This window comes from Spirulina sp. 06S082 (assembly GCF_034932145.1).
In the GTDB taxonomy this organism is placed as follows: domain Bacteria; phylum Cyanobacteriota; class Cyanobacteriia; order Cyanobacteriales; family Spirulinaceae; genus CCY15215.
In genome coordinates, this window is record NZ_JAYGHV010000275.1 from 31279 (window position 1) to 56459 (window position 25181).

Genomic DNA, 25181 nt, shown 5'->3' on the forward strand with positions numbered 1-25181 from the left:
TTTAACTCTCAATCGTGCCACAAAATAATCATTAAAATGAATCAATTTCTAACTCAAATTAGACAAAAACTCAATAAACCCACCCTATTCGGCTTGTATGGGGCATTGGGTTGTTTAATAGCTGCCTTGCTTTTTGGAGAAGGATTCCTAGCACTAACAAAAACTACTCCTAGTTTCTTTCGTCCTGCCCAAGCGATCGCCTTACTGATCGACTGTTCCGGTAGCATGGATGGGGATAAACTGCAAGAAGCCAAAAACGCTGCCATCCAATTCGTCCAACGCCAAGACCTCACTAAAGACCAATTTACTGTTCTCGGTTTTGGTAGTGACGTTCATCTCGGTACCCCCTTAACATCCGATCCTTATACTCTCGAAACCGCGATCGCGAACCTGTCTGACGGAGGAGGGACAATGATGGATATTGCCATCAACGCTGCCGCAGATCAACTCCAATTTGCAGAAGAGAATCGCCATCTTCTTCTGTTCACCGACGGTATACCTGGCTCTCAAGGCACCGATGCGATCGAAGAAGCCAACAAAACCCTCACTGCTGGAATGACTGCCAAAAATAACAATATTAACCTCATTGCCGTCGCAACGGGAGATGCTGACGTAAATTTCCTCACTCAACTGACCCAAGATCGCGATCGCGTCTTCTACGCCAGTACCGGAGACTTCGATCGCGCCTTCCGTGCCGCAGAAGAGGCAATTTATGGCAAACAACTGGTGGAATCTGAAGATGGGGGCAACTACCCTCTCCTCTACTCTCTCCTCCGTATCGGCATCTGGACTGGACTCCTCGCCATTGGCACTTCCCTGTCCCTGATCCTCGGCCAAAATCACTACCTCCACCGTCGTCTCCTCTCCTTCAATGAGGGCATCCTTGGCTTCCTCGGTGGGTTAGGTGCTGGAGTAGCGGCGGGGGCGATTGGACAACTCATTTATGCTCCCGTTGCCAGTTTCCCCCCCTTAGCCGTAGTGGGTAGAGTCGCGGGATGGGCAATTCTCGGTACTTTAGTCGGTGGTGGAATGTCCTTTTTTGTTCCTAACTTAAAATCTTCCCGCGCTCTCCTTGCCGGACTTTTAGGAGGAATTGGCGGTGCAATGGGCTTTCTCCTCGCTGCGGGTGCAATGGGGGATATTGTCGGGCGCTTATTGGGTGCCGCCATTTTAGGGGCATTCCTTGGGGTGGCGATCGCCTTGATCGAACAACTCAGCCGCGAAGCATGGTTAGTCGTCCATTGGAGTCCCGTCGAACAAACCAAAATCTCTCTTGGGGATAAACCTGTCATTTTAGGAAGTTCCCAAGATGCCCACGTTTACTTGCGTAAAGATAAAGGTTTTCCCGCCATAACTGCCACAATTTTTACAGAAAAGGACAAAATTATTATGCAATTTGATGACAAAATGCGCGAACTCAAATCCATGAAAAAACTTCGCCATGAACTCAACGATGGCGATCGCCGAAAATTGGGTGATGTCCTGTTAGAAGTTAAAACTTTAACCCATCGATTGCCCAATTAACTTGCAATTAAATGAACAATGGTGAAATATAAAGTTTCCCTAAAAATAAAAGACGATCCTGATGCTCAAGAATATCCTTATATTCTCGATCTTAATCTCAACCAAGAAAATAATCCCAAACAAATTTTTACTGCTGAAATCTCTCAGCGAATGCGAGAAATCTTGCAAAATAAAAGTGGTTGTAAAATTGATACAACCAACATCAATCGTATTATTTCAGCTTGGGTTGAAGATATTCAGGAAGGCTACCGCGATACAATCGTCATCTTAGATTTACCCCTCTTAATTGCCGCCAATATCAAAAATGTTTGCGAAGGAGGCAATCAAGAAATCCCACCTCTTATCCCGCCAGATTTCGGCGAAATTGAACCCCACGTGGGTGCATTTCCCCCTCTAATTTTTTCCTAACCAAACGTAATTTACCCCTATTCAGGATAGTCAAAATGCTGAACGTTTCTATCACTCCCCACCGGGAATTCTTACCCGCAGATAGCCCCGAACAAAAACTCTTTCTGATGCTAAAACTGCGACCGACCCAAGACGTTGCCAGTTCTCGCCCTTCCACTGCTTTTGCCTTCGTTATCGATACCAGTGGTTCGATGTATGAAGTCATTGCTGGCAACCCTCAACCCACAGGAAGAACCTTCTTTTCCGATGGCAAAGAATATAACGAAGTGACTGGGGCAAAATCCAAAATTGATATCGTGATAGAGTCCCTGCAAACCTTAATTCATTCTGGCAGACTCGATGGTAGCGATCGCGTTGCCCTGATCCAGTTTGACGACGCAGCTTCCACTATTCTGCCCCTCACTTCTGCCACCCAAACTACATCGATTGAAGAGGCGATCGCACAATTACGTAACTTTTCCGGTAGCACCCGCATGGGACTGGGACTGCGCCACGCCTTCGATCTCCTAGCCACTCAACAGATGACCAGTCGCCGGATTTTGCTGTTTACCGACGGGGCGACCTTTGACGAAGACTACTGCTTAGAACTCGCCCCCCAATTTGTGACTAGCAATATTCCCATTACTGTTGTCGGAGTGGGGGACTACGAAGAAGACTTACTTATCCAACTTAAAGATATGACAGGAGGTGTTGCTATTCACGTCGATCCTGATGCTACGCCGGAAGGGTCTGCCGTCCTCGTTACAGATTTACCCAACACCATTATCCAAGAGTTTAATCGCGCCCAACAAGATGTCATTAACAATCTGAAAATGACGGTACAAACTGTTAAAGGTGTTACCTTAAACCGCATTGTTCGCGCCTATCCCGAACAAGCAGAATTTTCTCTCACCAGCGATCCTTACCCCATTGGCAATGCAACGGCTAACGACGAAACCGTATTTATCCTCGAATTCAACCTCGATAGTCGTCCCGCCAAACGAGTTCGCATCGCCCAATTAGGACTCACTTATGATGTACCCGGACAAAATCGACGAGGGGAACTCCCTCCTCAAAACGTCGTTGTTCAATTTGTCGCCGGACAAATGGGGGCGCAGGTAGACCAAGAGGTGATGGGCTATGTGCAGCAGTGCAATATCGGCGATATGGTCAAACGCGCAACTGTACTCGCTAATAGCAACCCGGAACAAGCGGAACAACTGCTACAAACTGCTCAGAAAATCACTCAACGCTTGGGCAATAGTAGCATGACGCGATCCCTCGGGGACGCTCGGGACGAACTCCGCAAAACCCGCAAAATTTCCCCCGAACGCAGCAAAACCATCAAGATGGGTGCCAAGGGCAAAACCGTTCGTATGGGAGGAGATATTAATGATTCTATTTCCGACGAACAAATTCGCAAAATTTCGGGAACCTGATTTTAACAATCGATTATTAATCACTTAAAAAGGAGGTAAATTATGGCTATTATTTGTGATGCTTGCGGCTACGAAAATATCGATGGGGCTGAGTTTTGTGAAGCCTGTGGGAATGAATTAACGGCAACGGTTGCTCCAACTCCCGCACCTTCCCCTCCAGTATCCTTTCCCGATCCCACTCCCCAACCTACCCAAATTAGCTATCCCGACCCCATTCCGCAACCATCACCAACGGCTTATCCCGATCCCCAGCCCGTCCCTCAACCCATTTATCCCGACCCCATTCCGCAACCAACGGCTTATCCCGATCCCCAGCCTGTCCCTCAACCGATGTATCCCGACCCGGTACCCACTCCGCAACCCACTCTCGGGGATTTGCCCTCACCGCAAACATTTACCGGAGATACAGCACGACTGGTTGCGAAACAAGCGGGTTGTCCTTATCCTGAATTTGTTCTGGATGGGAGTAACTTAATTGTCGGACGTTTCGATCCCGATACGGGTCCGGTGGATATCGATCTGGAAGGATTTCCGGGGGAAGATACTATTTCTCGCAATCATGGTGAGATTTATCAAGAGGGAGGACAGTGGAAAATTAAAGACCTTGGTTCGACTAACGGTATCTTTATTAAGCGAGTTGGCCAGCCTCGTTTTGGTGCGCGAATTATGATGCCAGAACCTCTCTATTCCGGGGATGAAGTGGCGATCGCAAAAATTCGCTTTCTCTTTCAAAGTTCTTAAAGGCTGTTTTGCCCCCTAGCAACCAATTTTGGGGTTTTGGGGGCAGAGCAACTTTGTTTTTAAAGTTAGCAGTATTCACTTTAAGCAACATGAAACAATCTCTAGTTATCGAAATGGATCGCACTTATGCGATCGATGCTTTCCAAGTTAAGATAGAGGCTCAAATTGCTAATTTTGCCGATATTGACTATTTCCGCGTGCAGATTCAATCTCCTCCTCAACTGGGACTTTTGCGGGTGGGAAGTGCGGAAGGTGGACTGGCACGAGAAAGGGAGTTGCGGGAGGTCTTAGGAGAACATCAGATGCTTTCTCCCTTACTGGCGATCGCCAGAGAAGATGCGATCGAATTGTCCTCGGACTCCCCTTTATCAGAAACAGAAGAGGTGCTTTCTTCTCAAGCAAGTGAGATGTTGGCTGCTCAACTTGAAGAGTTAGAAAAAGAGGACTTATTGACAGAGGAATTAGAAACCGATGTAGGGCTTTTAGAAGAGAAGTCAGAAACCGATGCGGGGTTTTTAGAGGAGGAATGTTACGAACCCGTTGCGATCGCTTCTCAAACTTCAGGAGAAAGAATTTTTCTCCTCAGTAAGTTCCCCCAAAAGGAGGAAAATCTTGCGACTTGGCTTGAGGGGGAGCATTCTCAGGAAGGATCGCTTCTTCTAGCCAGTCAAGTCTGCCAATTTTTCCGCGTCCTCTCACAAAAACAATGGTGTTTAGTCTCCCTTTTTCCTCAATTCATTCAAATGGGAACGCCGATTCGCTTTTTCGATCTTACAGGAGTTTATCCCACGGGAGAGATTTTAAAATCTGGCTTAGTAGCAGATTATTGCGCCCCAGAAGTTGCTTCAGATCGTCCCATTGACGAACAAATGAGTACCTATATTGTCGGACTCTTACTCTATCAAGCCATCCATCATCGTCTCCCAGAGGACAAATTAAACCCCGATATTGACAAAATTCCGCGCATCCATCAAATTCTCAAAATTGCCCTCAACCCGATCGCAGACGATCGCTTTTTCCTCTCTCAATTATTAAACCTCCTCGTGGAAACTCGACAATCATTGCGATCGCGCCAAATTCGTTGGCAAATCGCCAGTCAGTCTACTGTAGGACTCTCAGAGAATCGCTTGCACAACGAGGATAGCTACGGCATTCGTCAGCAACCTGCCAGCAATTCTCCCTCATGGATTATAGCCGCCGTTGCCGATGGGATGGGGGGAATGGCAGAAGGAGAAGTGGCCAGTCAACTCGCCATTCAAACGGTGTTAGAAACACCTCTACCTCCAGACTTAAATAAACCCCAAACTTGTCGAGATTGGGTCATGAGTCTGGTGGAAAAAGCTAATGAAGCCGTTAGCGATCGCGTCAAAGATGGTGGAACAACTCTCAGTATTACTTTCACCGTCGAACGCAATTTATACCTTGCTCATGTCGGAGATAGTCGCATCTTTTTACTCAGAAAAGGTACAATTTGTCAACTCAGTGAAGACCATTCAATGGTTGCCATGTTACTGGCCAGTGGTGAGATTTCTTATCAAGAGAGTCTCAATCATCCCGATAGCAATCTTCTTCTTAAATCTCTCGGTTCTAAACCGCGTTTAAGCGCAGGATATGCCCAGAATTTAAGTCGGTTTGGCGAGGATTTCTCTCTTGTTCTTGAAGATGGAGATATTCTCCTCCTTTGTTCCGATGGTGTTTGGGGCTTAGTGTCTCCTGAAGATCTAGCGCAACTGTTTACAGACTTCTCTGATTTGCAAGAAGCCATTGATGAGGCGATCGCCAGCGTCCTTAAAAAAGGAGCAGATGATAATGCGACTTTAATTGCTTTGAAATGTCTCGGAGAAAGCCGGCAATTTTAACGAAATTGCTTGTTTCTCATACTTTTTTTTGCTGTTCTTGTGAATTTAAGATAATGCAACTTCCTCCCGGTACACTGCTCAAACAACAACGATATCAAATTGAAACCACTCTCGGTCAAGGTGGATTTGGCATTACTTATCGAGGGATCGATCGCCTTCGCACCTTGCGAGTAGCCATTAAAGAAAATTGGCCAGATAGTGCCATTCGTCAAGGTACAACTGTGGTTTGGATGAGAGCTAATGAAGAAAAAAAACAAGAACAATTGCAACAATTTAAGACTGAAGCCAAGTATTTATCGAAGTGTATTCATCCGAATATTGTTCGAGTTTATGACTGGTTTGAAGAGAATGATACGGCTTATACGGTCATGAGTTTCGTGCAAGGAAAATCTCTCTTGGGTTTGTTCCAAGAAATCGGTAAATTTCCCGTCGATCGCTTACTTCGTTATTTTCTGCAAGTTGCAGCAGCCTTACAAGTTATTCATAGTAAAAAATTATTACACCGGGATATTAAACCCGAAAATATCCTCATTGATTCCCGCGATCGCGCCATCTTAATCGATTTTGGAGCAATGCGGGAATATCAAGCACGAAAAACAGGCAAAATGACTGCCATTTTAACCCCTGCTTATGCCCCCATCGAACAATATTCTACTTTTGGTCAGCACGATACTACCATTGATATTTATGCTCTCTGTGCCTCAATGTATCATCTTCTCACAGGATATTCTCCCGCCGAAGCACCAGACCGCATCAGTAGCGATCGCCTAATTCCACCAAGTCAATTAATGGAAATTGACTCTCGCTTAGAACAGATCATTTTAATAGGAATGGCACGCGATCGAAAACAGCGCTTTCAAAGTGCCGGAAAATTAATGGAGTGTTTAAATGCTCTTTATCAAACAGGGACTGCGAGACTGGTTTATCTCCATCCTGGATTTGATGCCTTTGAATTTGAGGTGAAAGGCGATCGCGCGATCGTGGGGCGATCGGATCCAGAAACTGGTGCAGTAGATGTTGACCTGAATCATTTTCGCGATCGTGACACTATTTCTCGCCGTCACGGAGAACTTTACAAAGAAGAAAATCGCTGGAAAGTGAGAGATTTAGACTCAACCAATCACATTTATATTAAACGTTCCAACCAATCTCGATTTGGTTCCAAAATTACTACCCCCGAATTTGTTAATTCTGGTGACGAAATTAGCTTTGGTAAAATTTGCTTTCTTTTTCAAATATTTTAACTCCAAGGAGAATGTATCATGGACAATTTTTGCCCTACCTGTAGCGCTCAAAATCCAATTACAGCGACGATGTGTCAAGCCTGTGGATTTGACTTAACTACTTTTAATGACAATGATGAATCTTCTTCTCACTCTCCCTTGCATCTTTCTCCTGAAACTATTCTTAAAAAAGGACGTTATCAGGTTGAAAAAACTTTAGGAGAAGGAGGATTTGGGATTACCTACAAAGGTTGCGATCGCTCTAGTTCTACAGAAGTTGCCATTAAAGAATTGTTTCCCGATAAATCTTCGCGTCAAGGAACAGAAATTATTTGGTCAAATTCAATTCCTCCTCAATCAAGAAAAGAACAGATTAGCAAGTTTAAAGGAGAAGCTGAATATCTTTCAAAATGCGTTCATCCTCATATTGTCCGAGTATATGACTGGTTTGAAGAGAATAAGACTGCTTATATTGTCATGGATTTTGTAGATGGTAAACCTTTATCTAAAATATTAGAAGAACAAAAGGTTTTATCGGAAAATCAAGTCAAAAAATATTTTATTCAACTAGCAGAAGCACTAAAAGTTGTTCATGCTAATAATTTACTTCACCGCGATATTAAACCTGAAAATATTATTATCAATCAAGAAGATCGAGCGATTTTAATTGATTTTGGTAATGCTAGGGAATTTATTGCGGGGAAAACTCAAAAAATGACTCAGATTGGTACACCGCAATATGCTCCCCTAGAACAAGGAAGTTCACAAGGCAGAAGAAATCCCAGTTTAGATATCTATTCTCTCTGCGCTTCAATGTATGAATTAATAACAGGAGAATTACCAATTCAAGCCACCGATCGCGTTCATGTTGATACCCTCAAACCACCTCGTCAAATTGTTCCCAGTATCGATCCTATCACTGAAAAAGCGATCCTCACAGGAATGAGAATACGGGCAGAAGATCGCTTTCAAAGCGCCGATGAAATGATTCAAGCCCTCCAAGGTCGCCTCGTTTCCCCTATTCTCAGTCGTGCCAGACAGTTTGTCAAGCAACAGAAACTCTCAGAAGCAGCAGATGCCTATCATAAATGTCTTGACAGCGAACCGGGAAATGGAGATGCTGCCGTAGAACTCAGTTTAGTTCTCATTTATATCAACGAAAGTCAAGCCGAAACTGCTGCCCGAGTTGCCATTCAAGCTAAACCCAATGATGGTCGGGGATACGGGGTATTAGGCTTAGTGAGTTGTCGTCGCAGTAACTGGTCGGAAGCCTTGCATCACCTACAAACTGCTGTAAATCTCTCTCCAAGTGAAGGCTGGATACAGGCTAATCTTGCTTGGGCTTTAGGGAAATCAGGTCAATGGTCGGAGGCAGAAACGGCTGTTAAACGCGCGATCGCATTGGATAATCAATCAATTTTTGCTATGGGACTGCAAGGGTGGATCGCCGTTAATCAACAAGATTGGAAAGCGACCATTCGTTATGCCAGACCGACGCTTTTTAAATCTAAACAATTAAACCATCGTCAAGATGTTCGAGTCTGGGTTTATTCTTGTCTCCTTGCAGCTTTAGATAAGGCAGTTGTTACCCAACAGTCTACCGATGTCGATCGCTGTTTGCAAGAGATTCTCTCCCAATTTCCCCAACATGGTTTTGCGTGGGGATTTCAAGGCTGGAAACAAGCTGGACAACAGTTATGGTCAGAAGCAATACAAAGTTTTAATCGGGTTAGCGATCGCGCTCAAATGCCAAGCTGGATGTTATGCGATCGGGGCATCATACAGGAACAAAAAAATGATTTACAAGGAGCAATTCAAGATTATGAAATCTGTAGTCAACGCTTTACCGATAATGCTTTTACTTATTTCCGTTGGGGGACGGTTTTAGGGCGCGTCGGACAATGGGAAGAAGCTAAAATTGTGCTAGAAAAAGCAGTGCAATTAAAGCCAGATTATGCAGAAGCACATCACAACTTAGGCTGGGTTTTACTCAATATCAAAACTTCTGATGGAGAGATTGCCTATTTTCGTCAGTTGTGGACTTCTTATCGTCGCGCGATCGAGCTTTATAACCAACAGTATAAGGTTCATTTAGCACAGAAGATTCAACAAGTTTTTCAAAGTGCTGGGGTTCAACTTTAGTTTTCGTTCAAAGTTGTCAATAAATTATTTTAAAGGATAAGTCAATGTCCAATAATCAAACACAAACATACAAACCTTTACCTGTTTTACATCCATTAGGTAGATCGGTTTTGATTGTATCTACTATTCTCTTTATTATAGGTGGTATTTTATTGCATAATTATGATAAATTGCAAAAACAATGTGACTATCAAAAGAATGTAAAGAGAGATAAGCCTGAAGTTTCTATTCCGATATATTGTGATTGGATTTATCTGCTGAGTAGTTTGGGAAGCACTTTGATACAATCGCCAGTTGTAATTTTGCTCATCGAGCTTAGTTTAATGAGAGAGTCTAAGCGAGAAACACAGAAAAATATGGAAAAACTTACCGATTCAATCTCGACAAAAATCAAAGAAGATATCAAAATAGGTACACAAGATATTAAAGAAAATACAGAAAAAAGCACTAAAGTTATTGTTGAAAAAATACAAAATTCCATGAAAGCAGTTTTTAATTCTCCTGAAGTTACTCAACATATCCAAGTTTTTTATCAAACTAAAGATGAATATATAAACTTAATTTCAGATGATTTCAAAAAATCAGAAAAAAGTGAAATAAAGATATTAGGATTGTTTGAAGAAATTAAAATATTTGATGTTAGCAAACGTTTTATAAAACAGAAAGTAATTGATGGATGTAATGTTAAAATTTTAATGGCTAATCCAGAATCAAAATTAATTCAATGTCTTACAGAATCAAATAGCCTCTATTATTCTAAAGAAGTAGTTGACTATCGTTTTAAAGTTTTAGAGTCACTATGTAAAGAAATTTCAGAGAAGCAATCAGAAGTTAAAGGATCGTTAGAATTGAAGTTGCACACTTTATTTTCTCCATGCTGTTATTATTCTAACAAAGAAATGAAAGTAATATCTATGTATTTAAATGATTCTGAAGATCATGATTTCCCTGCCTTTAAACTTGCCAATTCAGATTTTATTGAAGATATTGAAAAACACTTTAAATATTTATGGAATAATGGAAAAACAATCCTTAAAATCTCCACAAATTCAGAAAATAATATTACTGATTTATAAGATCAATTTTTTTAACTCTTAATCAGCATCATGAATAAATTAGTCATTCTCGATCTCGGCCAAGGCAATTTAAATCAAGAAATTCCCGTCAGTTTGGAAATTAAAGACGAGAATTACAGCACTCTAGCACGAAGTATAGGAAAACTTCCTGCTGCTCTTGATTTAGTCAACTCTTATAAACTTTGGCAAAATAATTATCGTAGCTTAAGTGGAAATAGATTTTTATATTTGCTCAATAATCGAGCAAGAGTAGGTGGAACAACTTCTATTGAATCAATAAAAACAATAATCAAAAAAATCACTGAAGATGAAGAAAAATTAACACAAAAACTTAATAAATGGTTGAAATATTCTTTGTTTTATCCCGTTTATTATAAACTTTTAGAGCAATTAGTTAAATCGGATACTGTTCGTATTGTCATTCAAACCGATAACCATCAACTTCGACAGCTTCCTTGGCATTGTTGGGATTTTTGGGATGGTTTTACTAAAGTTGAAATTGCATTAAGTCTTTCTGCTTATGAGAAAATTCAAAAAGAAATTGTACTTAAATCAAAAATAAGAATCCTCGCAATCCTAGGAAATAGTAACGGTATTAATATTAAAAAAGATCGAGAATTTTTAGAAAAGTTACCTGATACAGAAATAGCTTTTTTAGTTGAACCCGATCGCCCTAAACTGACTGAATATCTTTGGGATGAAGAAGGCTGGAATATTATTTTCTTTGCTGGACATAGTTCCAGTAATCCTCAAGGAGATAGAGGCAAAATTTATCTCAATCGTAAAGATAGTTATAATCTCAAAGCCTTTCGCTTTGCGCTTAAAAAAGCGATCGAACGAGGAACTCATCTTGCTATTTTTAACTCTTGCGATGGATTAGGTTTAGCACGAGAGTTAGCTGACTTACAAATCCCTCAAATTATTGTTATGCGCGAACCTGTTCCAGATATAATTGCACAAGAGTTTTTAAAGCATTTTCTTTCAGCCTATTCCAAAGGAAAACCTTTATATCTTGCCGTGAGAGAAGCACGAGAAAGATTGCAAGGTTGGGAGGATACTTGTCCTTGTGCAATGTGGTTGCCTGTTCTCTGTCAGCATCCTTCAGAAACAACTTTAAATTGGCAAGATTTTCTTCCTAAAAAAGTATCGCGGAAAAATAATATTTTTCTGAATCTCATCGAAAATATTGCCGCAGAATACGGCTATTTAGAATATTTGCCTCCTAAAGAAGGCGATCTCCTTCTGCAAACTTTAAATACAGCTTCAGAAGAAGAACTAACTCCTGCTGAAAAGGAGATTTTTATCGTAACTGTGAGTTATTGTTCTTACTTTAAAAGAGGTTTTCCAGTCCCTTTTGCTCGCTACAGATTCAATAGTGATGAAAGTTACTACAAAAGGGCAATGTCAGAGATCCAATTAGGGAAACTTGCATCTACCTATCCTGCATTGAGTTCTATCGTCAAAGATTCAACTCTATCTCAAATTCTATCCTTAACCGAGGTACAATAAAATGGCAATTTCCGAACGCGAAAAGCGCAAATTAATCAAAGAATATTTTGAATGCTTGAGAAAGCGAAATCGAACTAAAGAAGCAATTTTTAAACGGATTATGGGCGATCTCTTCTCTCATTGGAAAGAGCAACGAATGCCTAAAGAAGCATGGTATGCTTATGGCGCGATTGTAACTTTATTGATCTCTTTACTTATTGACCCTGGATTTACATTGTTACTGATCGTTGTTGGCTTTTTCCTGGCAAAAATTAAGGTGAGTCCTAATATTCGTCCCAAAGTTACAGATGCTCAAATTGACCAATGGCAACTTGAAGATCGGAGACAGCTATTTGATACAACGCCAGATCGCTTAAATGTCATCCAAGTTAGTTCTCATCAAAATGTACCAATGGCGGCTCAAAATGTAGTTAAAGATCAAATTCGCTTAATTAGTGGTTATACCTTAAATAAAAATAGCAGTTTGCTTGAATTTCTTGATATTGAGGACTGTTATGCGGAAAAAGGACTTGATGGCAAAATTCGATACAGTATTCATGTGTTGATGGTGATTTATTTATGTAATAATTTCCTCAATTACTTTAAATGCTATTGGAATTCTATTAAAGGAGTTTCAACATTTATCGAAACGAGCGAACATCTTTACGATCTGGTTGTTTCAGTAACAACTCGAGAATCTTCGTCAGCCGCTTTGATTAACAGTGATGGCAAAAAAGTGGTTTTGAGTGAATATTTAGTGATTGGAACAGCAGATGGAAAAACAGTTGATTTTCCTTATATTATTGATGTTCGTTTGAGCGAAGAAAGTAACTGGGAAAGAGATAGCAAGCAGTCTGCTGTTAGCAATGCGGCCAAAAAGATTCGCACACTATTAAGACAACGGCGAATTGATGTATAACAAGAGGGAGAATCAATTTCTAATTCTTCTATGACCGATCGCCATCCTCCCTCTTCTTCTTCCCAAAACCAAACCACAGACCTCATTTACGGTCGCCATCCCGTCCTGACCGCATTGGAAAACGATCGCCAACTCAACCGCCTTTGGGTACTCCCTCAACTGCGACGCGATCGCCGTTTTAAAGAGGCGATCGATCGCGCCAAGGCCAATGGGGCAATTATCGACGAAACCAACCCCCAACGCCTCAATCAGCTTATCCCAGGGGTTAATCATCAAGGTATTGTGGCACGAGTTGCCCCTTATACTTATATTGAACTGGAGGAGGCGATCGCCAAAGCCCTAGAAACTAGCAAAAATCCCGTTATTCTCGTCGCTGATGGTATCGTAGACCCTCACAACCTCGGTGCCATCATTCGTACCGCAGAAGCAATGGGAATGCAGGGTTTAGTGATTCCTCAACGACGGGCAGCCGCCATCGATTCTACCGTCATGAAGGCATCTGCGGGGGCTTTAGAGCATTTCCCCGTCGCCCGAGTCGTCAACCTCAATCGTGCCTTAGAAACCCTCAAAACCTCGGGATTTTGGGTCTATGGCATGATTTCCGATGCCGAAACCCCCCTGCATACCCTCGAATTGAATGGCGCGATCGCCTTGGTTATCGGATCTGAAGGTCAAGGACTTAGTGCTTCCATCGAACAAAATTGCGATTTCCTGACATCTATTCCCCTCCTGGGAATGACCCCCAGCTTGAATGCCTCTGTAGCTGCGGCGATCGCGATTTATGAAATCTCTCGTCAACGAAATTTCGGCAAAATTTCCCCGTAAATTGTGATCCCAACAACGGTAATTCCACAGAGGAAGAGGTATAACAAAATGGATTGCTTAAAGAAAAATTAAGTAATGTAAAGAATGGCGCTATAATGCCGAATTAAGTTCAGTCTTCCTAATCCGAGGGAAATTGTCAGAAACCTCAGCCCTTAGGCGTGAGGCTTGAAAGAGAAGTCTAACAGGCCATTCTGACCAGACTAAGTACCCCGCGTACTACGTTATTTTGGTCACGACACCTGGGAATGCGAAGCTAGTTCCTCGCCCTGTCGTTAGCAGTTAAACAATTTTAAGGTCACTGAAATAGTGCTGCTAACCCAACAAGCTAAAATAACCTAGTCGAAGCTAACATTACCCCGCAAGGGAGGCTCGAAAGAGCAAAACTGCTATGCGTACAGGGTTGTTTAATTAGATACAGTAATTGTCCTGTTAAAAGTGCAATACAAAAGCACCCTAATTAAACAACTCCAAGGCGGTAGCGAAACTAATATAAAGCCGTCCTATAAGGACGGGGTTTCTACCCAATGTTTCTATGAAAAATATTTTGATACGATTTTTAGAAGCCTCCGGTTTTGCTTACTGGGTTGAAGTTAAAACAGATAGTCCACGCTGTACTTACTATTTCGGTCCTTTTGTCAGCGATCGCGAGGCTCAAGAAACCGCCCCTGGCTATATTGAAGATTTAAAAGAAGAAGGCGCTCGCGGCATTAGTGTTAAAATAGAGCGCATGAGACCCAAGGAATTGACCGTTTTTGAAGAAGAATTGGGGGAGAAACGCGATCGCGAGATAATCCCCAGTCTTAGCGGTCGGTTGTCTTCGTTTTCTTAGGGATATTAGCTGAGAAAATGCGGAATGCTCAACCCTCCTGAAGCCAGTCTTCTATATCATTGAGTACCTGTTGGGGAATTTCCCAAGGAAAAAGATGGGCAGTATTGGCGTAACAATACCATTGACAATGCTGAAGATGTCCGGCGGTTTCTTGACTCGATGCCGCCGTAATGTGGCGATCGCTTTCCCCGGCCAAGACTAAACAAGGGAGAGAAATTTGCTCTAATTCCTTAAGGCGATTATATCCAGCAGAGAGCGCTTTTTGTAGCGCTCTTTCTGCTGTTTTACAAGTTTGTAGGTAGGCGATCGCGCCTTCTGCGGCCAAATATTTGTAAGGGAGGGGAGTGTGTTGGCAGAGGAGATAGCGAAATAAGGAGCGTTTGCCAAAGGTGTCGATATTCCATTGCCAACCGGGTTTGCAGTTGTTAATGACTCCGGAAACAGCAGTATAGGCTAAATCTTGCCATGTTATCGGGGGATGATTACTGCGAGGACGGGCAGCACTGGCGACTAAAATGAGACGGGTAAAGCGCTGGGGCGATCGCAATGCCAATTCTAAGGCTAATATACCCCCTAATGACCATCCCAGCAAGATACACTTTTCGATCTGATGGCGATCGAGTAATTCTTCGAGGTCTTCGAGATGATCCTGCATCTCAAACTCTTTTCGCGTCGGACTTTTGCCATAGCCTCGCAGATCCGGCGCGAGAGTTTGATAGTTTTGGGAGAGGCGATCGGTAAAAACAGAGAGAGTGCGACTGGACCCAGGATGACCGTGCAAGCATAATATCGGAAATCCCGTGCCACGTATTTCAAGGTTTAATTGCATTAGGTGAATGGGTTGTTATCTCTCCCATAAAACGATAGTAGCACCTACGCAGTCTGCCCCCTGGTTTCCCCCCAAATCTGGGAAATAGAGTAGTTAGTGGTTAGTGACTACTGGTCTGCCAAGGATTTTTTGGTGGGTAAGGGCAATCGCTATAACCCTAATCCATTTCAATGGATTTTTCGTATGAGACAGGGATTTTCAATCCCTGGCGGATCGGGCTATACTCGTCATTTTAAGTATGACAGACCACTAGTGCTTCTCTTCAGTTCCCTTTTTAGCGGATAATTGAGTATAACTGGCTCAATGTCCTTCGTAAGAATGACTGATTGTTAACCTCTCACGACATTTCAATGTTTCAAATTCCGTTTCGATGGCTGCAAGACCTCTTGGCGGATTTACTCGGCCCTGACTCCGATCTACAGGATCCCGCAGATATCCCCCCTCTGAGTAATGAAGAGTATAAGGCTCTTTGGCTAGACCTTCTCGATTGTGTCGCCCGAGGCTGGCAACAAACTCGCATTTTTGAGAAACTGGGTATTCGTCGCTACGATCCCTGGTTTAGTTCTTGGTTGCAGCGTTACGGTCGCAGTTTGATGCGACAAGACCCTCATGCGATCGATCGCGATGTGGCCGGCCAAATGGTACGTTTGGGGAAAATAGGCTGTGGGGATCTGGGGGAGGTATCCCAACAAATCGGGACGCGATTATTCGAGTTAAGCGATCGCGATATTCTGACTCCTCAACCGGAAACAACTCTCCCTCCTACCATTTCTTCCCAAGATCCGGTAGAACTCTTTAATTATGGGGCAGAACAATATCGCCAAGGGCAGTTAGAGGGGGCGGTTTCTTTGTGGGAAACGGCTTTAGAGGTGCAGCCGGACCTGTTCGACGCGAGAAATGGCTGCGGGACTGCATTATATTATTTGGGGCGCTATGAAGCCGCGATCGCCCATTTTAATCGAGCTTTAGAAATCGCCTCAGATTCTCACTTAGCTGCTTTTAATCGCGGTAGTGTTTATTTGGAGTTGAAACAATACGACGCGGCGATCGCGGATTTTAGTCGCGCGATTGAAATTAAACCAGATTTTGCCCTCGGTTTGAACGGTCGCGGCATGGCTTATACTGATTCGGGTCAAGATAGCTTGGCTCTTGATGATTTTAACAATGCGATCGCCCTGCAACCTAACTTACAGTTTGCTTATAATGGACGGGGTATTATTCAGGGGAAAGCGGGAGAATTAGAAGCCGCTTTAGCAGATTTTCAAGAAGCGCTAAGTTTGAATCCTAACTATTACGATGTTTATCACAATTGCGGCAATATTTTACGAGAATTAGGACGATATTCCGAAGCGATTGAAAAGTTTACTCAAGGGATTTTAATTCAACCTAATTTTTACCAAGCATATTACAGTCGAGGTAATACTCATGCTGCTACTGGCAACTATCAAGAGGCGATCGCGGATTATCGAGAAGCAATTACGATTCAACCTGCTTATATTTTGGCTTATAACGGTTGGGGTTTAGCTGCGACTCAACTCGGACATTATGACGAGGCGATCGCGCAATTCGATCGGGCGATCGCAATTTCTCCTGCATTCTGGCAAATTTGGGCTAATCGCGGTTGGACAATTTTTCAGGCTTCTTCCCCTACGGATTGCGATGCAGCTATTCACAATTGGAATGAGGGATTGAGTAAACTTAAACCTGATAGTTCCGATTATTATTTAGCGCGGGGAACTCTACAATATTATAAGGGATTAGCTGCGGCCAAGACCGCGATCGGGCAGGAAAATTCTCGCTCTTATTGGGAAAAAGCGATCGCCAGCTATCAGAAATCCTTGGACGCATTGCAGGATCGCCCCAATTTGGAAGAGCCATATTTAGAGGTTATGCAAGGATTAATTCTCGCTAATCATGCCCTCGGCAATAGCTTAAATGTTAAAAATTATATCAATATTGCTTTAATTATTCTCAATCAATTGGTGCTGAATCTTAAAAATCCTCGAGAAAAACTCAGACTCTCGCAAAAATTCATTGGTTTTCATCATTTGAAAATTGAGCGTTTGGCACGATCTTCCGATCGCAAACAGCAAATCTTGGCTTTACAATTAGCAGAAGAACGCAAAAATTTATCTATCTATTGGCAACAGAATAATGCTATTAATCAAACTCCTATTGCTTCACCCAACTATCAACAATTGCAACAATTGCTGGATGCCAATACTGGAGGAATTTACTGGCATATCAGTCCTGTTTCGATAACTACATTTATTCTCCGCGATCGCCAACCTCTCCTGGTTATTCCGGCAGATTCTTCCCAGTTAGCTGCCTTTGAGAATTGGTTAAAAGATGGCGATCGCAGAGAAGCTAACGATCCCATTTCAACCCTCAACCCACAAAAATTTCCCGCAACACATCTGCAATCTTTACAAGAATTGAGCGAAATTTTACAGGTTGACAAGATTCTCTCATATTTCTCTAAAACCGTCGATCGCTTAGTTTTAATTCCGCACCAAATCTTACATTTACTTCCCCTCCATCTTCTTTTTTCAACATCATTCAAGCAAAGAGATTTTAATATTACCTATCTTCCCAGTGGCAAATTTGGACTGCGGTTAACAAATTCTCTTCCTCTTTCTCCACAAACTCAGTCGTCAATTCCTTTATTGACTATCGATCCTGCATCCAATCCTATCTCTTCTAAAGCATTAGAAGTTAATGCGATCGCGCAGTTTTTCCCAAGTAAAACGATGGGTGGAATAGGGGTCAGCAAAGAAACAGTTTTAGAAGCCTTAGAAACACCAACTCATATTTTTCATTTTGCCGGAAATAGCTATCAAGATACTCTTGAGCCTCAGAATTCAGCCCTTACTTTTGCCAATGAAGAGCAATTAACCTTGAGGGATATTTTTAGTTTAGACCATCCCAGTGCTTCTTTAGTTTGTCTTTCCGCTTGTGAAACGCGATCGCCTACACTACAAGAAGCTGGCAATGAATTTGTAGGTTTTGCTGTCGGTTTTTTGGTGAAAGGAGCAACTTATGTGGTATATAGCCTTTGGCAAGTCACTGAAATTTCAACCAGTTTATTAATGATTCGTTTTTACGAGTTACTCAAACAAGAAATAAAACCCGCAGAAGCACTCAAAAAAGCGCAAATGTGGTTGCGAGATCTGAGTTATGATGAACTGATTAAAACTTGCGATCGCCTCTTAAAAGAGTTAGAAGATGCACCCTCGGGATGTTTGGAAAATCTCAAGATGACGCGAGATTTAGCACGAGATAAAGCCGCAAGACAAGGGGAAAGTTATTGGCCCTATTCACAACCCTATTATTGGGGAGGATTCGTCCTTTCGGGAAAGGTAGATTGAGATGCAAACTAGCAATTTTGTTTTAACTCCTTCTCAAGCGATCGCAATTGAGAAAATGCGGTCATTCTATCACAGTCAAGAGCGTTTCTTTCTCTTACAAGGAGGAGCCGGGACCGGCAAAAGTACGATTATTTGGGAATTTATTCGCTGTTTACAACAAAAATATCGTAAAATTGCGATCGCCGCATCAGCACCTACTCATAAAGCGGTTGGGGTACTGGAAGAAATGGCAGGAAATAGCGATAAATCCCCTGATTATGCCACTATTCACCGTCTTTTAGGGTTGAAGTTAGAAGCAGAAAAAGGGACGCGAGTATTAAGAGAAGGACGGCGATCGCGCATTGGTAAATACGATCTGGTTATTGTCGATGAAGCCTCGATGGTATCCTCAGCTTTGTGGACTTTATTGCAACAAATCTCGCAAAAATACAGAACTAAATTCATTTTTATGGGAGATATCGCACAACTACCTCCTATTAACGAAACGCGATCGCCAATTTTCGATCTTTCCGAACAATTCTCTCTCACAGAAGTAGTACGACAAGCACAAGATAATCCCGTTATGGAATTTATTTCTGCTGCTCGTGCTAAGGTTTTCGATCGCCATATTACTTTACCGCAAAAGAGCCAATACACCTGTAATAAAGAGCATGGCGCATGGATATTACAGCGATCGCAGTGGTTTGCTCAACTCATTCGCGCTTTTCAATCCCCGAAATACGAGCAAAATTCTAACTATATTCGCGCGATCGCTTGGACAAATCGAGAGGTCGATTCGATTAACACACAAGTCAGAAATGCTTTGTATGACCCAAAAACCCCCTTTCTTGAAGGAGAGCGCTTAATTGCAAAAGAAGCCATTCACGATCCCCTCGATGGCGATATCGTGCTTCCCAGTTGTGCGGAAGTCACGGTTATCAACCCTCCTCATTTCCAAACCAGTCCCGATGGGATAGACTATTGGCGCTTGCGGGTGGAAGATGAAGAGGATATCTATCGCTTTAAAGTACCCGATCCCAGCGCTCGCAGCAAAATCGATCGCCATCTCAAATATTTAGCGGAAAAAGCACAACAGCGCAAAGGCAAAAATGCTTGGGGAGAATACTGGGATTTTCGCAATCAATGGGCGAACTTAAAGCCCTGTTATGGTATCACTTCTCATCAATCCCAAGGCTCGACTTATGAGAATGCTTTTGTCTGCGATCGCGATATTTCCCGCAACCCGAGCATTCCCGAGCAGCATCAAGCGCGTTATGTTGCCTTTTCTCGGGCGCGATCGCGTTTATTCGTGCTTTAATTGTAAATATTAGCTTTATCTTGCTCTTACAGTTCTGACCCAATTGCGAAATATTCTTATTAACTCCAAATAATCGGTTGTCTCAGTTTGTTGGAGAAACTCTGCAATTTCTGCGATGGGAATATTGGGGAAAAACTGACTTTGAGAACTGGGAAAATATTCCCCATTGTTTAATTGTTGTAGGATTAAAGAATTGCGATCGTAAACCCAAACTTCCGGCACTCCTAAAGCGGCATAAACTTGTAATCGATTGGGCGAACTGCTGGTAATATCTATTTCAATCACCAGATCGGGAGGAGGATCGTCTGGTGTCAATCTTCGTTTACCGCGAATGGCTACAATATTGCTAATATAAAAACATTCATCCGGTTCTACTCCCTTCAATTCAGGACGCTTATAAGTTGTCGATCCGAGGGGATAAATATTGATTTCTAATTCTTCTGCAAGGGTCTCGACAAAACGTCCTATTACTTTTTTATATCGTTCGTGTTCTGGTGAAGGAGCCAAGATTTCTAAATTTCCGCAATTGTAAGTTAAACGCAAACGACGGTCTTGCAGTTCTTCGAGAAGATTTTCATAGGTTTTCCAACTTATTCCAGAAAGATGAATAATTTCCGTTGTTGGAATTGGTAAAGTTGTTATCATCGAACTTTTCTAGAAAATACTCGCCTGAATTCTACCATCAAAAAAAAGTGACCCGGAGTCTACGCCTACCACAAGCATCCCGTATTGCTGCTCCTTCCGGTCTGACAAAGTTTGGGCGTTGCGATCGCGTCGATCCGAGTCGTTCTCCAGTATAGCACCTTTTTGGCGCTTAACTTTCGTTTTTTTCAGAAGATTCTGTAGAAGATTCTTTCTCCAGTAATTTTTCTTGTCGCTTCTTGCGATCGGTCTTCAGCAGATCGTCCAAAACTTGTTTGGCCTGCTCCATTTTTTCCAGATTACTCTGATATATCTCTAAATCCTTCTGCATTTTTTCAATGGGTAAATGCAAACTCCCACCAATTTCCGCGAGAATTTTCTCTCTCTTTTCTCCATCGCTAACCACTGCGCGATCGGCGGATTCCAGTAATTCATATATACCAATTGCAAAAAGACGACTGTATTTAAAATGTTTTGCAAAGGCGATCGCCTTCAAGGTTTCATATAACTTTTCACTACCTTCTAAAGACACTAGCGCAGTATTCCAAGACAGCAATTGTTCCACCGATAAGCGTTGTGCTAACGTATTCAAGGCTGCGGCATCATCGCGGTATTGTTGGGGGTCTTTATCAATTGCCAAGCATAACCCCTTGAAAATTGAGACTTTATCCTTTTCTGGTGTATATCCAGCCATAAAGCGATCGAAGGAAGTGACAACCCCCAATCCATAAATTGGATCGTACTGAAAATTGACATTGACCGATAGCAGGTGCATTTCTACCATCAACTCTTCAACAACCCGTCGATAAATGGAATTAATCGGGCGAATGTGATGGCTATAAAAATTTCGTTTGGTATCTGAAAGCGTGCGAACGTTATCCACAAAGTCTAACTCTAGACGAAACAGCGATTGCTATTACTTTACAAGGTTTTCTGACTTTATTACAATCGTTGTTTAGGGTCTAAAAAGAATCCTCTGGGCAAGATTTAAGTAATAAAGATTTAAGACAGAAAAATTTCGCCCGAAACAACTGAGGGATGATACGGCGAAATTTTTCTCTCCCTATTTATTCGATACACCTAATTTCTTAAGGTTGTCTGAATGTCAACACTCAAATGTCAACACCTGAATGTCAACACTCAAATGTCAACATTCCTGAGTTGATTTAGGTTGTGACACCTCGAGAAGCATCGAGGGCTTCGTTTTCAGCTTCAAAAATCTCGAAAACTGAATCCATCATTGTCACCTCAAATACCAACTTGGCTTCGGGATGAACATTGCAAATGCGAAAGCTCCCCTCAACTTTGTCTGCATCCCTCATTCCAGCAACTAACGATGTTAAACCAGAACTATCAAGAAAATTAACTTGACTCAGATTGACGACAGCATGATGACTGAGTTTGGAGATACATTCTTGCAATTTCAAACGAAATTGCCAAGCGGTGGTAATGTCCAAGCGACCGCTTGGAGCTAGGACGATTACCTTTGTCCCCTCTGTGGTTGTATGTTCTTTTTGTTCTATGTGAATCACTCGTCAATTCGCCTCAAAAACTCAAGCTGTGTATCTTGGTTTGTGCTAGTAGCCCACAAAGCCGTCTTGTTAAAGGATTGCTTTGGGATTTAGCTGTGAAATTCTTCCCTAGCTTACCATGTGCGAAGAATTACTAATCGCCCTTTTGAGTGTATTTTAACACCCTAGTTTCTGTCAAACCGATCGCGATCGCAAAATTCAGATTCTGAAACCCCGATCCTACTCTTCCGTCCAATTCGCCCACTCTTGAGGCTTGAGGAAGGTTTTATAAAGATTGTCTTCTGGGGTTTCCGGTTCGGGGCTATAGCAGTATTCCCAGCGCACCATGGGGGGAAGAGACATCAGGATCGATTCGGTGCGTCCATTGGTTTGTAGTCCGAAAATGGTGCCTCGGTCGTAGACTAAATTAAATTCAACATAGCGCCCCCGTCGATAGAGTTGAAAATCCCGTTCGCGATCGCCCCACCCCATTTTTTGGCGTTTTTCAGCGATAGGGACATAAGCGGGTAAAAATCCCCCTGCACAATCTCGGACAAAAGCAAACAATTCTTCCCAAGTTTTCTGGGGAGGTGCGCCCACTTTCTGACTGTAAGCAGCAGCCTCGCGATCGCGCTGGGGTCCGCGATAAAGTTCTCCCGTACCGTCTTGATAATCAAAGAAAATGCCGCCAATACCGCGAGTTTCTTGGCGATGTTTGAGATAAAAATATTCGTCGCACCAAGATTTAAAAGTAGGATAGTAGTCGGGATGATGGCGATCGCAAACCTCCTTGAGAGTGCGGTGAAAATGGGCAGCATCTTCCCCAAACCCGTAATAGGGAGTCAAATCGATACCCCCGCCAAACCACCACACCGGACCCGCTTCAAAATAGCGATAGTTGAGGTGAACCGTCGGAATATAGGGATTGAGGGGGTGTAACACCATCGATGTCCCCGTGGCGTAAAAACCGTGGCCTTCCGCTTCCGGGCGCTGTTTGAGAATGGAGGGAGGGAGTTCTTTCCCCCAAACTTCAGAAAAATTGACCCCCCCTTGCTCAAAAATTCTGCCATCGCGCATGACCCGCGATCGCCCACCCCCTCCTTCTTCTCGTTCCCAAGCATCTTCGCGGAATTTTCCCGTTCCATCTAAATCTTCTAGCCCTTGACAAATTTCATCTTGTATGGACTTCATAAACTGGCTGATGCGAGGCTGTGAATCGGCGGGAGGCTTTGTCGGCGTTATGGTTTCGGAAGCGGAGGCAACTGTCATGATCTTCTTCTTGTGGACATCAAATTTTTCATCCTCTCATGGGCAGAGGTTATTGCGATCGCATCATATACAATTTGCAATAACTATTGTTTTAGCCCTATCGTCACTGTGGGAGGAGAATTTGATTTTCAGCCTATCGTTTAAACTCCTGATCCGACGCGGAAAAATTTTTTGTAAATTTTCCCTCAATCAGCGCTACCGCGTTTTGTGTCGTGCTTCAGTCGATATTCTCTGGAAACAACTCGTCAATCTTGCCGATGTTTCTTGGCATCCTCTCATCGATCGCACCAATGCCCCTAATGGTTTAATCGCCAAACCTGGACTCATCTATAAAGCCGTGACGCGCTTGACTCCCATTCCCGTGCGGGTTTTTGTCGAGAGAGTCTCCCCTGGAGAACTTCTCAGCGTGCGATTTTTGGCGCTACCAGGGGTTGAAAATCGCGTCACCTATCAATTTGAATCAACCCTGTGCGGCACCTATATTTCCTACTCCGTGACCATGCGGGGATGGTTATCCCCTTTACTCTGGTGGTGGATTCGTCCTTATGTCGATCGAGTCGCTTCCAGTTTGGCTCGAGCAGCAGAAAGGGCGATCGCTTGATAAGATTTATGAAGTTAAGCCAGCTTGCTTTTTCAGTCTCTGCTTTAACTCTGTTTTAACTATTTTGTTTTAATCCATGCTCGATACCCAGTCGATTTTAGAGGTTTTACGCCCGGTGCAAGACCCCGAACTGCAAAAAAGTTTGGTGGAATTGAACATGATCCGCAATGTCACAGTGGACGCGGGAGGAATTGTTAGTTTTACACTGGTTTTAACCACACCAGCCTGTCCCTTGCGAGAGTTCATTGTCGAAGATTGTCAAAAAGCAGTTCGAGCATTATCTGGAGTTGAAAAAGTTGAAATTGAGGTGACAGCAGAAACCCCCCAACAAAAGGAATTACCCGATCGCCAAGGGGTAAAAGGCATTAAAAATATTATTGCGGTCTCTAGTGGGAAAGGAGGAGTCGGAAAAAGCACGATCGCCGTTAATATCGCCGTAGCCTTAGCCAAAGCGGGGGCAAAAACGGGATTATTAGATGCGGATATTTATGGTCCCAATGCGCCGACAATGTTAGGTTTGACTGAGGCAAAAGTCGCAGTACAGAAAAATGCCCAAGAGCAAGATATCTTAGAACCCGCGTTTAATTACGGCATTAAACTCGTCTCAATGGGTTTCTTGATCGATCCCGATCAGCCGGTCATGTGGCGCGGACCGATGTTAAACGGCATTATTCGCCAATTTCTCTATCAGGTCAATTGGGGAGAATTAGACTATTTAGTAGTGGATATGCCCCCAGGCACCGGAGACGCGCAATTAACCCTCGCTCAAGCGGTTCCCATGTCCGGTGTGGTTATCGTTACCACACCTCAAACCGTTTCCCTCATCGATGCCCGTCGAGGCTTAAAAATGTTCGAGCAATTGGGAGTAAAAGTCTTAGGAATTGTTGAAAATATGAGTTATTTTATACCGCCAGATTTACCCGATCGCCGTTACGATTTATTTGGTTCGGGAGGAGGCGAAAAAACCTCACGAGAATTAAACGTCCCCTTGTTGGGCTGTATTCCCCTAGAAATAATCTTGCGGGAAGGCGGCGATCGGGGCATTCCTATTGTAATGGGGGAACCCGACTCCGTTTCCGCCCAAGCCCTCACCAAACTAGCTGGAGAAATTGCCGCAAAAGTTTCCGTAGCAGCCCTAACCTAGCTAGAACAATGAATAATTACCCATAAACAATTAACTCCCCACCCCCCATCCTCCCAAACCCCCCAAAC

At 43.0% G+C, this 25181-nt stretch carries 21 protein-coding genes and 1 other RNA gene; 16 read left to right on the top strand and 6 right to left on the bottom strand.

All coding sequences use genetic code 11. From position 1 onward, the window contains the following. Positions 1–36: 36 nt before the first annotated feature. The 12 genes from VB714_RS15960 (at position 37) to VB714_RS16015 (ending at position 14452) form a co-directional block, all read left to right on the top strand. Positions 37–1524 (top strand): vWA domain-containing protein, encoded by a 1488-nt coding sequence (locus VB714_RS15960; protein WP_204103113.1) that lies wholly within the window; start codon positions 37–39, stop codon positions 1522–1524. An 18-nt stretch (positions 1525–1542) separates the two neighbouring features. Further along, positions 1543–1932, top strand: coding sequence for a hypothetical protein (locus VB714_RS15965; RefSeq protein WP_204103112.1), 390 nt, complete (start codon positions 1543–1545; stop codon positions 1930–1932). Positions 1933–1967: 35 nt separating this feature from the next. Further along, positions 1968–3350 (top strand): vWA domain-containing protein, encoded by a 1383-nt coding sequence (locus VB714_RS15970; RefSeq protein ID WP_204103111.1) that lies wholly within the window; start codon positions 1968–1970, stop codon positions 3348–3350. Positions 3351–3392: 42 nt separating this feature from the next. After that, complete coding sequence (locus VB714_RS15975; RefSeq protein ID WP_323225634.1) at positions 3393–4091, top strand: FHA domain-containing protein; 699 nt, start codon at positions 3393–3395, stop codon at positions 4089–4091. A gap of 89 nt (positions 4092–4180) precedes the next feature. After that, a complete protein-coding gene (locus VB714_RS15980) occupies positions 4181–5950 on the top strand; it encodes a PP2C family protein-serine/threonine phosphatase (protein ID WP_323225635.1) in 1770 nt (589 codons plus the stop codon). Between the two features lie 53 nt (positions 5951–6003). After that, the gene (locus VB714_RS15985; protein ID WP_323225636.1) at positions 6004–7194 is read left to right on the top strand and encodes an FHA domain-containing serine/threonine-protein kinase; all 1191 of its coding nucleotides are present in this window, start codon (positions 6004–6006) and stop codon (positions 7192–7194) included. Between the two features lie 18 nt (positions 7195–7212). Further along, entirely contained in the window at positions 7213–9315 is a 2103-nt protein-coding gene (locus VB714_RS15990; RefSeq protein ID WP_323225637.1) for a protein kinase domain-containing protein, read from the top strand. A 44-nt stretch (positions 9316–9359) separates the two neighbouring features. Next, positions 9360–10391, top strand: coding sequence for a hypothetical protein (locus VB714_RS15995; RefSeq protein ID WP_323225638.1), 1032 nt, complete (start codon positions 9360–9362; stop codon positions 10389–10391). A 30-nt stretch (positions 10392–10421) separates the two neighbouring features. Then, a complete protein-coding gene (locus VB714_RS16000; protein WP_323225639.1) occupies positions 10422–11900 on the top strand; it encodes a CHAT domain-containing protein in 1479 nt (492 codons plus the stop codon). Position 11901: 1 nt separating this feature from the next. Beyond that, positions 11902–12798, top strand: a complete 897-nt coding sequence (locus tag VB714_RS16005; RefSeq protein WP_323225640.1) for a hypothetical protein — start codon at positions 11902–11904, stop codon at positions 12796–12798. Positions 12799–12828: 30 nt separating this feature from the next. Next, positions 12829–13623 (top strand): 23S rRNA (guanosine(2251)-2'-O)-methyltransferase RlmB, encoded by a 795-nt coding sequence (rlmB, locus tag VB714_RS16010; RefSeq protein ID WP_323225641.1) that lies wholly within the window; start codon positions 12829–12831, stop codon positions 13621–13623. A gap of 532 nt (positions 13624–14155) precedes the next feature. Then, entirely contained in the window at positions 14156–14452 is a 297-nt protein-coding gene (locus VB714_RS16015; protein WP_323225642.1) for a DUF1816 domain-containing protein, read from the top strand. Between the two features lie 28 nt (positions 14453–14480). On the opposite strand, the gene VB714_RS16020 is transcribed toward VB714_RS16015, so the two are convergent. Then, positions 14481–15281: an alpha/beta hydrolase gene (locus VB714_RS16020; RefSeq protein ID WP_323225643.1), complete on the bottom strand. Its 801-nt coding sequence runs from the start codon at positions 15279–15281 to the stop codon at positions 14481–14483. Positions 15282–15631: 350 nt separating this feature from the next. On the opposite strand from VB714_RS16020, the gene VB714_RS16025 reads away from it, so the two are divergent. Together VB714_RS16025 and VB714_RS16030 are read left to right on the top strand one after the other, a co-directional pair. Beyond that, complete coding sequence (locus tag VB714_RS16025) at positions 15632–18649, top strand: tetratricopeptide repeat protein (RefSeq protein WP_323225644.1); 3018 nt, start codon at positions 15632–15634, stop codon at positions 18647–18649. Between the two features lies 1 nt (position 18650). Further along, positions 18651–19946: an ATP-dependent DNA helicase gene (locus VB714_RS16030; RefSeq protein WP_323225645.1), complete on the top strand. Its 1296-nt coding sequence runs from the start codon at positions 18651–18653 to the stop codon at positions 19944–19946. A gap of 15 nt (positions 19947–19961) precedes the next feature. Here VB714_RS16030 and VB714_RS16035 read toward each other — a convergent pair whose 3' ends face one another. The 5 genes from VB714_RS16035 to hemF all read right to left on the bottom strand — a co-directional run bounded on the left by VB714_RS16035 (position 19962) and on the right by hemF (position 23368). Continuing rightward, positions 19962–20591 (bottom strand): Uma2 family endonuclease, encoded by a 630-nt coding sequence (locus tag VB714_RS16035; RefSeq protein ID WP_323225646.1) that lies wholly within the window; start codon positions 20589–20591, stop codon positions 19962–19964. A 46-nt stretch (positions 20592–20637) separates the two neighbouring features. Further along, an RNA gene (gene ffs / locus VB714_RS16040) (signal recognition particle sRNA small type) lies at positions 20638–20732 on the bottom strand. A 28-nt stretch (positions 20733–20760) separates the two neighbouring features. After that, complete coding sequence (psb29, locus tag VB714_RS16045) at positions 20761–21471, bottom strand: photosystem II biogenesis protein Psp29 (protein WP_323225647.1); 711 nt, start codon at positions 21469–21471, stop codon at positions 20761–20763. 283 nt (positions 21472–21754) lie between these two features. Then, positions 21755–22120, bottom strand: a complete 366-nt coding sequence (locus tag VB714_RS16050) for an STAS domain-containing protein (RefSeq protein WP_323225648.1) — start codon at positions 22118–22120, stop codon at positions 21755–21757. 219 nt (positions 22121–22339) lie between these two features. Next, a complete protein-coding gene (gene hemF, locus VB714_RS16055) occupies positions 22340–23368 on the bottom strand; it encodes an oxygen-dependent coproporphyrinogen oxidase (protein ID WP_323225649.1) in 1029 nt (342 codons plus the stop codon). A gap of 121 nt (positions 23369–23489) precedes the next feature. On the opposite strand from hemF, the gene VB714_RS16060 reads away from it, so the two are divergent. Next, entirely contained in the window at positions 23490–23969 is a 480-nt protein-coding gene (locus VB714_RS16060; RefSeq protein WP_416309707.1) for an SRPBCC family protein, read from the top strand. Between the two features lie 76 nt (positions 23970–24045). Next, positions 24046–25113 carry an Mrp/NBP35 family ATP-binding protein gene (locus VB714_RS16065; protein ID WP_323225651.1) on the top strand — a complete coding sequence of 356 codons (1068 nt, stop codon included), beginning with the start codon at positions 24046–24048 and terminating at the stop codon, positions 25111–25113. Positions 25114–25181 lie beyond the last annotated feature (68 nt).